The organism is Solidesulfovibrio sp. DCME (genome assembly GCF_049995385.1).
Classification (GTDB): Bacteria; Desulfobacterota; Desulfovibrionia; order Desulfovibrionales; family Desulfovibrionaceae; genus Solidesulfovibrio.
This window is the reverse complement of sequence record NZ_CP188261.1, coordinates 1,394,381-1,407,120: the sequence shown is the minus strand read 5'-3', so window position 1 is coordinate 1,407,120 and position 12,740 is coordinate 1,394,381. Positions and strand designations below refer to the sequence as shown.

Sequence of the window (12,740 nt, the reverse complement as noted above, 5' to 3'; positions counted from 1 at the left end):
GCTTACGGCCTCCCCGCCTGGCGGCGGTAGCTGCCAACCGCCCAGGCCACGGCCGCCCCGACCACGGCGCAAGCGGCCAGGAACATGAAAAACGGGCCATACTGGGGCACGACGGGCAGGGAGGCCGGGGAATAGTCCGGGGCCAGGCTGGCGAGCCTTGCCAGCTCGCGCACCGTGACCATGGCGCAGGCCGTGGCCACGGCGAAAACGGCCGCCCCGCCGACCGAACCCTTGAGCCCCTGGATGAGCGCCGCGCCGGCCAGGCACACGCCGATGGCCAGCACGGCCGTGGCCAGGGCGTCGCCGCCCAGGAAGGCCCAATGCACCGCACGCGGCTGGGCGAACAGATACCACGGCCCGAGCACGAACTGGGCCATGGTCGCCCGGGTGAACCAGGCCAGGCCCAGGCGGGCGCGGTCGCCGGCCGCGACGTCGCCGCGCCGGGCCGCCTTGCGGTTGAGGACCGCCAGGAAAAGCCCGGCCACGGCCAGGGAAGCGGCCACGAAATGGAGCCAGCGGGGCAGGAAGGTGGCGTCGCCGAGATTGAGGATCGTGCCGCCCGGGTTGTCGAAATAGCCCATCCAGGCCGCCGGCCGCACGGCCAGGGAGGAGACGTTGACCAGGATCAGGCTTGCCGCCGCAAGCAGCCCGGCGGCCAGGGCCAGGGCCGGCTTCGAGGCCGAAAGGGCCAGGCGCGGCTGGGCGTTGTAGAGCAGCGCGTAGGCGATCATGACCACCAGGAAAAGCGACAGCCACCAGGTGGCCGTCAGCACGGCGGCGGTGTAGAGCTGCCGGCCGTAGAGCACCGAGGCGAACAACAGCGGCGGGATGGCCAGGTTGACGCCCACGGCCACGGCCGTGGGCAGCTTGCCGCCGAGGGAGACGGCCGCGCCCCGGTCCCGGCCGGGGGTGAACAAGGCGATGAGCACGCCGCCGAGGACGACGTTGACGGCCAGCAGGTGGGCCGCGAACGTCGGCAATAAAAAGAGTTCGAACAATCCCCAGGGCGCGGGCAGGGCCAGCCCGGGGGGCACGGCAAGGGGCGGGTGCATGGCGGACGGTCTCCTTGTTGCGGGAAGGCCCGGCGGTGCCGCCCGGGCCGTTGCCCGGCGACAGGTCATGGTTTTGGGATCGCCTATACATGAACAACATGTCAGAAACAATATAGGGCCGCCATGCCCCACTTCCCTCCTGGGAATTGCCCCGGCCGCCCCCTCGACGCCGCCGTCCGGCCATGCTAGAGGCGGCGCAAAAAAGGGGAGTGCCTCCCCTGGTTTTTCCCTTTTCCCGCCCGGCCCTTGCCCTTGGACGGTCCAAGGCCATTTCCCCAACCGGGCGGGTTTTTCTTTTCCGGAGGTTTTCGCCATGGACAAGCGGGAGAACCTGGCCTTGCAGGTGACCAAGGAAATCGTGGTCAAATTCGTGGAAACCGGGCGCATCTCGCCGGGCAACTTCACCGAGCATTTCGGCCCCATCTACGAAGAGGTGCTGCGCGTGATCACACGTGGTGAAACCGGCCCGGGCAAGGCGGGGCAGGGCAATGGCTGAGCTGCCCGTCCCCGGCGACTCGGGCCGCGTGGCCGGCATGTTCGGCCGGGTGGCCGGCCATTACGACCTGCTCAACCACCTGCTGTCGGCCGGGCTGGACATCGCCTGGCGCCGGGCCATGGTCCGAGGCCTGCTCGCCCCCGGGCTGCCGTCCGGGCCGGTGCTGGACCTGGCCGCCGGCACCCTGGACGTGTCGCTGCTGCTGTCGCGCCAGGGCCGGCGCCCCATCGTGGCCGTGGACCCCTGCCTGCCCATGCTGGCCCGGGGCCGGGCCAAGATCCCGGCCGGGCCGGGCGCGGCCATCCAGCCGGTGCTCGGCGACGGGCTGGCCCTGCCGCTGCCCGACGCCGCGGTCGCCGGCGCCACCATCGCGTTTGGCATCCGCAACATCCGGCCCCGGCCGGCCGCCTTCGCGGAGCTCGCCCGGGTGGTCAAACCCGGCGGGCGGCTGATGGTGCTGGAATTCGGCACGGGCAAGCGCCGGCTGTGGGGCGGGGCCTACAATTTCTACCTGCGAAACGTCCTGCCCAAAATCGGCAAGCTCGTTTCCGGCGACGACGAGGCCTACCGCTACCTGGCCGAAACGATCCGGGAGTTCCCCGACGAAGGCACCCTGGCCACGGAGATGCGCCAGGCCGGCTTTCGCGACGTGACCTACCGGGCCCTGACCGGGGGCATCGTGTTCCTGCACGCCGGGGTCAAGGCCCCGTAAGCCCGGCGCGCTCCGGACCTTGTGCGCCGGCCCTTGGGGGGAACCGCCTGCCGTTTCGCGGGAAACAGACGAGACTCCGTTATTGAAATAACACTGCCGTGTTTTTTCCGCGCCTCAGCCCGTGGCGCGCAGAATGAAGATGAGCGCCAGGCCGGCCAGCATGGCCGTCAGGCCCAGGGCCCGCAATTCGCGTGGCCGGCGCTCGGACAGGGCGCGCAGGACCTCGGGCATTTTTTCGGCCGCCAGGAAATACGGCAGCCCTTCGAGAATGAATGCCAGGCCCAGGGCCGTGAGGAAGATCTTCCAATCAAAGTGCATCCGCCAAGGATACGGCCTGCGCCGAGACATGTAAATACGCCCGTCTTGCCGGCCGGCCCGCTTTGCGCTATCGCCCGATCAGGGATTTCCCCTTTCCCCAAAAGGAGCTTTTCCATTGATCCAATTCGAGGATATCCGCGCCAAACGCGCGCCCGTGGCCGTCATCGGCCTCGGCTATGTCGGTCTGCCCCTGGCCGTGGCCCTGGCCCGGCACTTCGACGTGGTGGGCTTCGACATCAAACTTGAACGCGTCGAGGAACTGCAAAGCGGCCGCGACAGCACCCTGGAAGTCGCCCCGGCCGACCTGGCCGCCGTCGCCGTCCATTACACAGCCGATGTGGCCGACCTCGACCGGTGCAAGCTCTTCATCGTGGCCGTGCCCACGCCCATAAACGCCAACCGCGTGCCGGACCTCGGCCCCCTGGTCGGGGCCTCGCGGATGCTGGCCTCCCATATCGGCCCCGGCTGCGTGGTGGTCTACGAATCCACGGTCTATCCCGGGCTCACCGAGGAGGTCTGCCAGCCCCTTCTGGAAAAGGGCTCGGGGCTGTGCGCGGGCAAGGACTTCTTCCTCGGCTACTCCCCGGAGCGCATCAATCCCGGCGACAAGGTCCACACCCTGGAAACCGTGGTCAAAATCGTCTCCGGCCAGACGCCCGAGGTCAGCGACCTGCTGGCCGACCTCTACGGCACGGTGGTTGCGGCCGGCATCCACAAGGCCCCGTCCATCAAGGTGGCCGAGGCGGCCAAGGTCATCGAGAACACCCAGCGCGACATCAACATCGCGCTCATGAACGAGTTGTCGCTTATCTGCGAACGCCTGGACATCGACACCCTGGAAGTGCTGCGGGCCGCCGAGACCAAATGGAACTTCCTGCCCTTCCGCCCGGGCCTGGTCGGCGGCCACTGCATCGGCGTGGACCCCTACTACCTGCTGTACAAGGCCCAGAGCCTCAACCTGCACCCGCAGGTCATCCCGGCCGGCCGGCGCATCAACGACTCCATCGGCAAGCACATCGCCGAGGCCACGGTCAAGATGCTCATCCGCTCGGAGTGCCGGGCCTCGTGCGCCCGGGTCGGCGTGCTCGGGCTCACGTTCAAGGAAAACGTGCCGGACCTGCGCAACACCAAGGTCGTGGATATCGTGCGCGAGCTGTGCGAGTTCCGCATCCGGGTGCTGGTCCACGACCCCCTGGCCGACCCCGAGGAGGCCCGCGAGGAATACGGCCTGACGCTCGCCCCGCGCGAGGAGCTGTGCGACCTCGACGCGCTGATCGTGGCCGTGTCCCACGACGCCTTCAAGACGCTCACCCTGGCCGAACTGGGCACCTGGTTCCGGCCCAGCGCCGAGCCCATCCTGGTGGACGTCAAGGGCATCTACCCCCGCCCGGCCGCCGAGGCCGCCGGCTTCCGCTACTGGCGGCTCTAGCCGTTGGACAAATGCATATGGACGAACCGGCCACCCCGGCTGCCAGCCCCCAGAACGGGAAGTCCAGGAGGGACAGTGTCCCTCCTGGCCGCCGCAGGCATATTCTCTTCACCCTCGCCACGGCCAAGGAATACGCCGCCGCCTTCGGCCCCCTGGGCGCACCGGCCGCCCCGCCGCCGGGGCAGGGCGTGGCCTGGGGCCGGGGGGGCCGCGACTGCCTGCTGTGCCTGACCGGTGTCGGGCCGGTGGCCGCCGCCCTCACCGTGGGCCGGCTGCTCGGCCGGTTCGAGGGCGAAATCGCCGGGGTGGTCAACACCGGGATCGCCGGCGGCTACGACCTGGCCGCCACGCCCCTGTGCTCCCTGGTGGCCGCAACCGAGGAAACCCTGCCCGAATACGGCATCCGCACCGGCGCCGGCACGGACTGTGCCGGCCTGACCTTTCCCCAACTCGCCCCGGCCGGCATTCCGGTCTTCGACCGCCTGCCCCTGGACCCGGCCGCCGCCGCCACGGCCATGGGCCTGGCGCTGCCGCCGGAGGCTGCCCCCGGCCCGGCCGTGACCGTGGCCGGCGTCTCGGGCGACCCCGACCGGGCGGCCATCCTGTGGCGCAAATACCGGGCCCAAAGCGAATCCATGGAAGGCTTCGCCGTGGCCCTGGCCGCCGCCGCCGAAGGCCTGCCCTTTTTGGGGCTGCGCACCATTTCCAACCGAGTCGGCTGCCGGCCGCCCGAGGCCTGGGACCTGCCCGGGGCGCTGGCCGCCCTGGGCCGGGCCGTGGCCGGCCTTTTCGCCAAACGAGGTTAAGCCGTGCCCGACGTGCTCACCGTGGCCATCTCCCCCTGCCCCAACGACGTGGTCATTTTCGGGGCCTGGATCCTCGGCCTGGTCGGCCTGCCCGACACCCGGGCCGCCTTTGCCTTCGAGGACGTGGAAACCCTCAACGAGGCGGCCCTTGCCGGCGCCTACGACGTGGTCAAGGTCTCGGCGGCCATGGCCGCGCCCCTGGCCGAAACCTACGACGTCCTGCCCGCCGGCGCGGCCTTCGGCTTCGGCGCCGGCCCCAAGCTGGTGGTGGCCAAGGATTTCGCCGGCAACCCTCGCACGGTCGCCGTGCCGGGGCTGCGCACCACGGCGGCCACGCTGCTGCGCGCCGCCCTGGCCGAGGGCCACGGCCGGGCCGACCTGCCCCCGCCCGACGCGGCCTTCCTCCCCGTGCGCTACGACGCCATCGTGGAAGCAGTCCACCGCGGCCAGGCCCAGGCGGGGCTTCTCATCCACGAAACGGCGCTGGCCGCCGCCGGCCACGGCCTGCGCCTCCTCCTCGACCTGGGGGCATGGTGGCAGGGCCGCCTGCCGGCCTCGCCCGTGCCCCTGGGGGTGATCCTGGCCAAAAAGAGCCTGGGGCCTGCCCGCATCGCCGCCCTGGGCGAGGTGCTGCGGGCAAGCCTCGCCGCCGCCCGGGAAAAGCCGGGCGAGGTGGCGCCCCTGGCCAAGCTGCTGGCCCGCGAAAAGGACCAGGCCGTCATCGAGGCCCATATCGCGGCCTATGTCGGGGACCTGAGCGTCGACATGGGCGAAACCGGGCGCCTGGCCCTGGCCCAACTGGAAAAGCTGGCCCGAGGCGGCCGTTTCCCGGCCGCTCCCCCCTTGCCAGCCCGGGACGTTAGCTGTTAAACGCCTGCGGATGAGCGATTTCGCGGACATTTTATCTCGGGAAGTCCCGGCCATCAACGACTACCTGGAGGACAAGGCAGCCACCCTTGCCCCCCTGGTCCAGCCGGTGGTGCGCCATGTGCTGTTGGCCGGCGGCAAACGCCTGCGTCCGCTGCTCACCATCCTGGTGGCCCGCGCCCTGGGCTACCGGGGCGACGACGTCTATCCCCTGGCCTGTTCCCTGGAATTCCTGCATTCCGCAACGCTGTTGCACGACGACATCGTCGACGGCGCCACCTTGCGCCGGGGCCGCGAATCCGCCCACGTCCGCTTCGGCTCCACCCACACCATCCTGGCCGGCGATGTCCTTTTGGCCCTGGCCAACCGCACCGTGGCCGAATACGACAATCCGGAGCTGACCCGCATCCTCTCCGAAGCCCTGCTGCAGACCGCCACCGGCGAGATCCTCGAAATCGCCCACCTGCGCGACGTGGACCTGCCGCTGGAGACGTATCTTTCCATCATCACCGGCAAGACCGCCTACCTGCTGCAGGCGGCCTGCCAGTGCGGCGCGGTCCTGGCCGGCGCGAACAAGACGCTGTGCCAGGCCGCCCAAAGCCTCGGCGTCAACTGCGGCATCGCCTTCCAGCTCGTGGACGACGCCCTGGACTACACCTCGCCGGCGGCCGTGTCCGGCAAGCCCACCGGCGGCGACCTCAAGGAAGGCAAGGTCACCCTGCCGCTGATCCTCTACCTGGCCGAGCTGCCCTTCGACGCCCGCCGCCGCCTGGCCGAGGACTTCCGCCAGGACCAGCTTTCCGCCGAGGACATCGAATACTTGCGCGACAACATCGTCGCCGGCGGGCACGCCGAGAAAACCCGGGAGATGGCCGCCGCCTACCTGGAGAAGGCGCAGGCCGCCCTGGCCCACTTTCCGCCCTCGCCCGAGGCGGCGCTCATCGGCCAGGTGCTGGCGCCCATGCTCGCCCGGGACAAATAGGCCGGCCGCCGGCCGGCCGGCGCGCCGCGGACCCCTACCAGGATAGGAATCGCCATGCTCACTCGCCTCGCCGTGGGCCTTCGCCCAAGCGTAACGGACGTTGTCGGCCAGCGCGTAGCCGCCAAGATCAAAAACGAACTTCACCTGCCCGTGCGCTTCGTGCGCATCGTCAAGATTTTCACCATCGAGGGGCTGTGCGAGGACGAGGTGCGCACCATTGCCGCCTCCGGCGTGCTCCACGACCCCGTGGTCCAGGAGGCCTCGCTGTCTCCCCTGTCCCCGGGCGGCGCCGAGACGGACTGGGTGGTCGAAATCGCCTTCCGGCCCGGCGTGACCGACAACGAGGGCCGCACCGCCCGCGACACCGTGGCCCTGGCCCTTGGCCTCGACGAGGCCCGCCGCCGGGAACTGGCCGTCTACACCGCCAGCCAGTACCACATCGCCGGGCTGCCCGACGCGGCCGCCGCCGAGCGCGTGGCCGTGGACCTCCTCGGCAACGACCTGCTCCAGCGCCACGAGATCGCCTCGGGCGAGTCCTGGCGGGCCGCGCCCGGCTTTGCGCCCAAGGCGGCCAAGGTCACCGGCCAGGCCAGCTCCACGGTCGAAACCCCGGACCTGTTCAACATGCTCGAGGACCAGATGCTGGCCCTTGGGCGCAGCCGCACCCTGGCCCTGTCCCTGCCCGAGTGGTGGGCCATCCGCGAGTATTTCGGCCGGCCGGGCTTCAAGATGCGCCGGGTGGTCTGGGGGCTCATCCACAACCCCACGGACGTGGAGCTCGAATGCATCGCCCAGACCTGGTCCGAGCACTGCAAGCACAAGATCTTCAACGCCGTCATCGACTACCGCGACGAGGAAGCCGGCACGGACGAGGTCATCGAGAGCCTCTACAAGACCTATATCCAGGGCTCGACCCGGGACATCCGCCAGGCCCTGGGCAAGGACGATTTCTGCCTGTCGGTTTTTTCCGACAACGCCGGCGTGGTGCGCTTCACCGAAGACATGCACCTGTGCATCAAGGTCGAAACCCACAACAGCCCCTCGGCCCTGGACCCCTACGGCGGGGCGCTGACGGGCATCGTCGGCGTCAACCGCGACCCCATGGGCACGGGCATGGGCGCCAACCTGCTGTGCAACACCGACGTGTTCTGCTTCGCCTCGCCGTTTTGGGAAGGCCAACTGCCGCCGCGCCTGCTCCACCCCCGCCGGGTGCTCGAGGGCGTGCGCGAGGGCGTGGAGCACGGCGGCAACAAGTCCGGCGTGCCGACGGTCAACGGCTCCCTCGTCTTCGACGAACGGTTCCTGGGCAAGCCGCTGGTTTTCTGCGGCACGGTGGGCATGCTGCCGGCGACCCTTTGCGGCAAGCCGAGCTACGTAAAAAAGGCCCTGCCCGGCGACTACATCGTCATGGTCGGCGGCCGGGTGGGCAAGGACGGCATCCACGGCGCGACCTTTTCCTCCGAGGAGCTCCACGAGGGCTCCCCGGCCACGGCCGTGCAGATCGGCGACCCCATCACCCAGCGCCGCATGTACGACTTCCTCATGCGCGCCCGGGACCAGGGGCTCTATCACGCCATCACCGACAACGGCGCCGGCGGGCTGTCGAGTTCCGTCGGCGAAATGGCCCGGGACAGCGGCGGCTGCGAGCTGCACCTGGACCGGGTGCCGCTCAAGTACGACGGCCTGGCCCCCTGGGAGATCCTGACCTCCGAGGCCCAGGAGCGCATGACCGTGGCCGTGCCGCCCGAGCACATCCCGGCTTTCATGAAGCTTTCACGGGAAATGGGCGTCGAGTCCACGGAACTGGGGCTTTTCACCAATTCGGGCTACCTGCGCGTGCATTACGGCAACCGCACGGTGGCCTACATCGACATGGACTTCCTGCACGACGGCACGCCGCGCATGCGCCTGGCCGCCACCTGGAAGCGCCCGGCCATCGCCCGCACCGAGCCGACCCTGCCGGCCGGCGGGCACGGGGAGCTGCTTACGCGCATGCTCGCGCGCCTCAATATCTGCAGCAAGGAATACGTGGTGCGCCAGTACGACCACGAGGTCAAGGGCGGCTCGGCGGTCAAGCCCCTGTGCGGCGTGCGCCGCGACGGCCCGTCCGACGGCGGCGTGCTGCGCCCGGACCTCTCCCGGCCCGAGGGCGTGGCGCTTTCCCACGGCATCTGCCCGCGCTATTCCGACATCGACACCTACTGGATGATGGCCGCGGCCATCGACGAGGCCGTGCGCGGCGCCGTGGCCGTGGGCGCCGATCCCGCCCGCCTGGCCGGGGTGGACAACTTCTGCTGGTGCGACCCGGTGGAATCCGAAAAGACGCCCGACGGCCGCTACAAGCTGGCCCAGCTCGTGCGGGCCAACAAGGCCCTGGCCCACTTCTGCCTGGCCTTGCGGGTGCCGTGCGTGTCGGGCAAGGATTCCATGAAAAACGACTATTCCGGCGGCGGGGCCAAGATCTCCATCCCGCCCACGGTGCTTTTTTCCGTCATGGGTTTCGTGCCCGACGTGGCCCGGGTCGTGACGTCCGATTTCAAGGCCCCGGGCGACCTGGTCTACCTGCTCGGCGTGACGCGGGCCGAACTGGGCGCCTCGGAACTAGCCGGCGAACTGGGCTTCACCTCGCCCGACGTGCCGCAAGTCGACGCCGTGTCGGCCCGGGAGCGCTACCGCGGCCTCCACGCCGCCATCCGCCAGGGGCTTGTCAGCGCCTGCCACGACTGCTCCGACGGCGGCCTGGCCGTGGCCCTGGCCGAGATGGCCCTGGCCGGGCGCGCCGGCGCCGACCTGGACCTGGCCGCCGCCCCGGCCGCGCCGGGCCTTACCGACCTGGAGCTTCTGTACAGCGAATCCCAAAGCCGGCTGGTGGTCACGGTGGCGCCGCAGCACCGGGCCGCCTTCGAGGCCCTGTTCGCCGGCCAGGCGGTCGGGCTCCTCGGGGCCGTGACCGACGGCGACGTGCTCATCCTGCGCCGGGGCGACGCCATCCTGTGCGCCGAAACACCCGACGCCCTGGCCCAGGCCTTCAAGTCCACCCTCGACTGGTAATCCGCGCCGGGAGGAGCAGGCCCCCTCCCGGCCTCTCTCCGTCGGCCGGCAGTCGCCACGCGCCGGGCCGGCCGGCGGACCCTTCCCCGTTTCGCCGCCACGCCCCGAACCGAGCATTGGTACGGCCTGCCCTCCTGTTCGCAAACCAGAACGGCAAACCTATGCCGGGCGCGTCGCCACGTCGGCGCCCTGCCGGCAACACGGCGCGACTTCTCGCTTCCACGGGCGATCCCACCTTGATCGAGCCCTCGAAATAGGGTATTGGGAACGCCATTTCCCCCACCCCCAGCAGAGGAGCCGTGATCATGTCGGTCCGTCGGCGCTTGCTTGTGGCACCCCTTTTGGCCGCGGGCCTTTTGGCCTGCCCCCTCGGTTCCGTCCTGGCCCAGCAAACGGGGGTCGGCGCGGCCCCGCCTGCCGCCTATGTCGGCTCGGCGGCCTGCAAGGACTGCCACGCCAAGGAGTACGAATCGTACTCGAAGTACTCGAAGAAGGCCCATTCCTCCCAGTCGGTCAAGATCATGGCCCCCAAGCTCACCGCCGAGGAACTGACGGGCTGCTACGCCTGCCATACCACGGGCTACGGCCAGCCCGGCGGGTTCGTGAGTTTCGAGAAGACACCGGAGCTGGCCAATGCCGGCTGCGAGGTCTGCCACGGCCCGGGCGCGGCCCATGTCGATTCCGGCGGCGATCCGGCCCTGATCAAGTCGAAACTGGCCATGTCCGAGTGCGAGCGCTGCCACAACGCCGAGCGCGTGCGTAATTTCAACTTCAAGCCCATGCTCTTCGCCGGGGCACACTAGGAGGCCGCGTATGGGTGTCATTTCCCGCTCCCTTGGCCTCAAGGTGCTCCTGCTCGTCTCGGGCCTGACCATCCTGGCGTTCGCCGGGCTTTTTTTGGCCAATGCCCACTGGCAGCGCCAGGGCTCGGTGGCCCAGATCGACCGCGCGGCCCGGCGGGCCAGCGACATGCTGCGCATGGCCATCGAGGAGCCCATGCGCCTGGGCAAGAACGCCGAGACCACGTCCCAGTTCGCCAAGGTGGCCGCCGCCCACAAGGAAATCAAGGTCTACCTCACCGACTTCAAGGGCAATGTGACCTATTCCACGGACACCGGCGCCGTGCGCCGCGATTTTTCCGCCATCACCACCGACACCGACATCGCGAGCCTCGTGCGCAAGACCCTTTCCGGCGAATTCCACGGCGGCGACATCCTGCCCTGGGAGGGCAAGCCGGCCTTCATCGCCGTCAATTCCGTGGTCAACGAACCCGAGTGCCACCACTGCCACGGCGCCGCCAAACCCATTCTCGGCGCCATGGTCGTGGTCCAGGACATCACCCCGGAACTGGCGCGCCTGTCGGCCGACCAGTACAAAAGCGCCGGGCTGTCCCTGGCCGGCATGGTCGCCCTGCTGGCCGCCCTGCTCCTTTTCATGAAGTACTCGGTGGTGGGCCGGGTCCGGAAGCTGGCCGCCGTGTCCGACGCCATCAGCCGCGGCTCCCTGGACATCACCTTCAACGTGCCGGGCCAAGACGAAATCGCCGTGCTGGCCCAAAACCTCTCGGCCATGGTCGGCAACATCAAGGACCAGCTCGAATACAACCGGGGTATTTTAAACGGCGTCATCATCCCCATTTTCGTGGCCGACAGGGAGCGCCGCTTCGAGTTCGTCAACACGCCCCTGCAAAACATCCTCGGCAAGTCCGACGCCGAAATGCTCGGCCGCCTGGTGTCCGAGAGCTTCATCCGCGAGGACGGCCGTTCGGGCTGCGCCGCGGTGCTCGCCTCCGGGGAGTGCGCCAGCGGCTTCACCCGCTTCACCCGGGCCGACGGCCGGGTCTTTCCCCTGCACTACGAGATCTCGCCACTTAAAAACGCCGGCGGCGACGTGGTGGGCGTCATCGGCGTGCTCATCGACCTGACCCAGGAGGAAAAGGACAAGGACCATATCCGGTCCCAGCGGGCCAAGCTCCTGACCGTGGCCGACGAGGTCACGACCGTGGCCAGGGAGCTCTCCGACGCCTCCGACGCCCTGACCGCCCGCATGGAGGAGCTCACCGGCGGCGTGGAGAATACCGCCCGGGAGACCGAACGCGTGGCCACGGCCATGGAGGAGATGAACGCCACGGTGCTGGAAGTGGCCCAGAATGCCGGCGACACGGCCCAGGCCTCGGAATCGGCCACCCAGGCGGCCGTGGAAGGCGGCACCGAGGTGGCCAGAACCGTCGAGGAAACGCGCCAGGTTTCGGCCAAGACCGCCGACCTGGCCAAGTCCCTGGCCACGCTGGAAAGCCGGGCCGTGGGCATCGGCCAGGTGCTGTCCGTCATCGGCGACATCGCCGACCAGACCAACCTGCTGGCCTTAAACGCCGCCATCGAGGCCGCCCGGGCCGGCGAGGCCGGGCGGGGGTTCGCCGTGGTGGCCGACGAGGTCCGAAAGCTCGCCGAAAAGACCATGACGGCCACCAGCGAAGTGGCCACGGCCGTGACCGACATCCAGTCCAGCACCCGCCAGGTCGTGGCCGGCATGAACGACACCAAGTCCAAGGTGGAGATGACCGCCGACATGGCCGAACGCTCGGGCACCGTGCTTACGCGCATCGTCGAGCAATCCAACCGCATCGCCGACATGGTGCGCAACATCGCCGCGGCCTCGGAACAGCAGTCGGCCACCAGCGAAGAGGTCAACAGCAGCGTGAGCCACATCAACGAGCTGTCCAAGGACCTCACGCGGCGGATCGCCGAAGCCAACGGCCGCATCGGCGAAGTGCGCGCCATGGCCCACCAACTGGCCCAGCTCGTGGAACAATTCCGGGAAGCCTAGGGGGCTCGTGCAAACCGTTGCCTTGACAATTCGGTCCAAACTAAAAGATAGACTTGGGCAGGCGTGATCGGTAGGTTCGGTAGCGCGCACCAATCGCGACGCGCAAGCCGCCGGCATAAACCGGCGACATTCCCGGCAAGATCTTCCGTTTTCCGGGAACCTTCCCTTGTTGCCGCTCAGGCAAGGGCGCTAGGCGGACCC

At 69.3% G+C, this 12,740-nt stretch carries 11 protein-coding genes; 9 read left to right on the top strand and 2 right to left on the bottom strand.

What is annotated here, in order from left to right; genetic code table 11:
- Positions 1–2: 2 nt before the first annotated feature.
- Positions 3–1,052 (bottom strand): hypothetical protein, encoded by a 1,050-nt coding sequence (locus ACP59X_RS06055; RefSeq protein ID WP_428566288.1) that lies wholly within the window; start codon positions 1,050–1,052, stop codon positions 3–5.
- Positions 1,053–1,365: 313 nt separating this feature from the next.
- Here ACP59X_RS06055 and ACP59X_RS06050 point away from each other — a divergent pair, with 313 nt between their 5' ends.
- Together ACP59X_RS06050 and ACP59X_RS06045 are read left to right on the top strand one after the other, a co-directional pair.
- Positions 1,366–1,548, top strand: coding sequence for a hypothetical protein (locus tag ACP59X_RS06050; protein ID WP_428566286.1), 183 nt, complete (start codon positions 1,366–1,368; stop codon positions 1,546–1,548).
- Positions 1,541–2,260 carry a ubiquinone/menaquinone biosynthesis methyltransferase gene (locus tag ACP59X_RS06045; RefSeq protein ID WP_428566283.1) on the top strand — a complete coding sequence of 240 codons (720 nt, stop codon included), beginning with the start codon at positions 1,541–1,543 and terminating at the stop codon, positions 2,258–2,260. Before ACP59X_RS06050 ends, ACP59X_RS06045 begins: the two co-directional genes overlap by 8 nt.
- Positions 2,261–2,374: 114 nt before the next feature.
- On the opposite strand, the gene ACP59X_RS06040 is transcribed toward ACP59X_RS06045, so the two are convergent.
- The gene (locus ACP59X_RS06040; protein ID WP_428566280.1) at positions 2,375–2,578 is read right to left on the bottom strand and encodes a DUF2065 domain-containing protein; all 204 of its coding nucleotides are present in this window, start codon (positions 2,576–2,578) and stop codon (positions 2,375–2,377) included.
- A gap of 115 nt (positions 2,579–2,693) precedes the next feature.
- Here ACP59X_RS06040 and ACP59X_RS06035 point away from each other — a divergent pair, with 115 nt between their 5' ends.
- From ACP59X_RS06035 to ACP59X_RS06005, 7 genes are all read left to right on the top strand, one after another.
- Positions 2,694–4,007 (top strand): nucleotide sugar dehydrogenase, encoded by a 1,314-nt coding sequence (locus ACP59X_RS06035; protein ID WP_428566277.1) that lies wholly within the window; start codon positions 2,694–2,696, stop codon positions 4,005–4,007.
- A 17-nt stretch (positions 4,008–4,024) separates the two neighbouring features.
- A complete protein-coding gene (gene mqnB / locus ACP59X_RS06030; protein ID WP_428566274.1) occupies positions 4,025–4,813 on the top strand; it encodes a futalosine hydrolase in 789 nt (262 codons plus the stop codon).
- A 3-nt stretch (positions 4,814–4,816) separates the two neighbouring features.
- Positions 4,817–5,683: an MqnA/MqnD/SBP family protein gene (locus ACP59X_RS06025; protein WP_428566270.1), complete on the top strand. Its 867-nt coding sequence runs from the start codon at positions 4,817–4,819 to the stop codon at positions 5,681–5,683.
- A 10-nt stretch (positions 5,684–5,693) separates the two neighbouring features.
- A complete protein-coding gene (locus tag ACP59X_RS06020) occupies positions 5,694–6,662 on the top strand; it encodes a polyprenyl synthetase family protein (protein ID WP_428566266.1) in 969 nt (322 codons plus the stop codon).
- A gap of 54 nt (positions 6,663–6,716) precedes the next feature.
- Positions 6,717–9,713, top strand: coding sequence for an AIR synthase-related protein (locus ACP59X_RS06015; protein ID WP_428566263.1), 2,997 nt, complete (start codon positions 6,717–6,719; stop codon positions 9,711–9,713).
- A 305-nt stretch (positions 9,714–10,018) separates the two neighbouring features.
- Positions 10,019–10,516, top strand: a complete 498-nt coding sequence (locus tag ACP59X_RS06010) for a cytochrome c family protein (protein ID WP_428566259.1) — start codon at positions 10,019–10,021, stop codon at positions 10,514–10,516.
- Between the two features lie 10 nt (positions 10,517–10,526).
- Complete coding sequence (locus tag ACP59X_RS06005) at positions 10,527–12,539, top strand: methyl-accepting chemotaxis protein (protein ID WP_428566256.1); 2,013 nt, start codon at positions 10,527–10,529, stop codon at positions 12,537–12,539.
- The last annotated feature ends 201 nt before the right edge of the window (positions 12,540–12,740 follow it).

What these genes read in the sequence shown, in the direction of transcription:
- ACP59X_RS06010 (WP_428566259.1), top strand. Translation starts at nt 10,019, where the DNA reads ATGTCGGTCCGTCGGCGCTTGCTTGTGGCACCCCTTTTGGCCGCGGGC.
- ACP59X_RS06045 (WP_428566283.1), top strand. Translation starts at nt 1,541, where the DNA reads ATGGCTGAGCTGCCCGTCCCCGGCGACTCGGGCCGCGTGGCCGGCATG.
- ACP59X_RS06005 (WP_428566256.1), top strand. Translation starts at nt 10,527, where the DNA reads ATGGGTGTCATTTCCCGCTCCCTTGGCCTCAAGGTGCTCCTGCTCGTC.
- ACP59X_RS06020 (WP_428566266.1), top strand. Translation starts at nt 5,694, where the DNA reads ATGAGCGATTTCGCGGACATTTTATCTCGGGAAGTCCCGGCCATCAAC.
- mqnB (WP_428566274.1), top strand. Translation starts at nt 4,025, where the DNA reads ATGGACGAACCGGCCACCCCGGCTGCCAGCCCCCAGAACGGGAAGTCC.
- ACP59X_RS06015 (WP_428566263.1), top strand. Translation starts at nt 6,717, where the DNA reads ATGCTCACTCGCCTCGCCGTGGGCCTTCGCCCAAGCGTAACGGACGTT.
- ACP59X_RS06050 (WP_428566286.1), top strand. Translation starts at nt 1,366, where the DNA reads ATGGACAAGCGGGAGAACCTGGCCTTGCAGGTGACCAAGGAAATCGTG.
- ACP59X_RS06040 (WP_428566280.1), bottom strand. Translation starts at nt 2,578, where the DNA reads ATGCACTTTGATTGGAAGATCTTCCTCACGGCCCTGGGCCTGGCATTC.
- ACP59X_RS06055 (WP_428566288.1), bottom strand. Translation starts at nt 1,052, where the DNA reads ATGCACCCGCCCCTTGCCGTGCCCCCCGGGCTGGCCCTGCCCGCGCCC.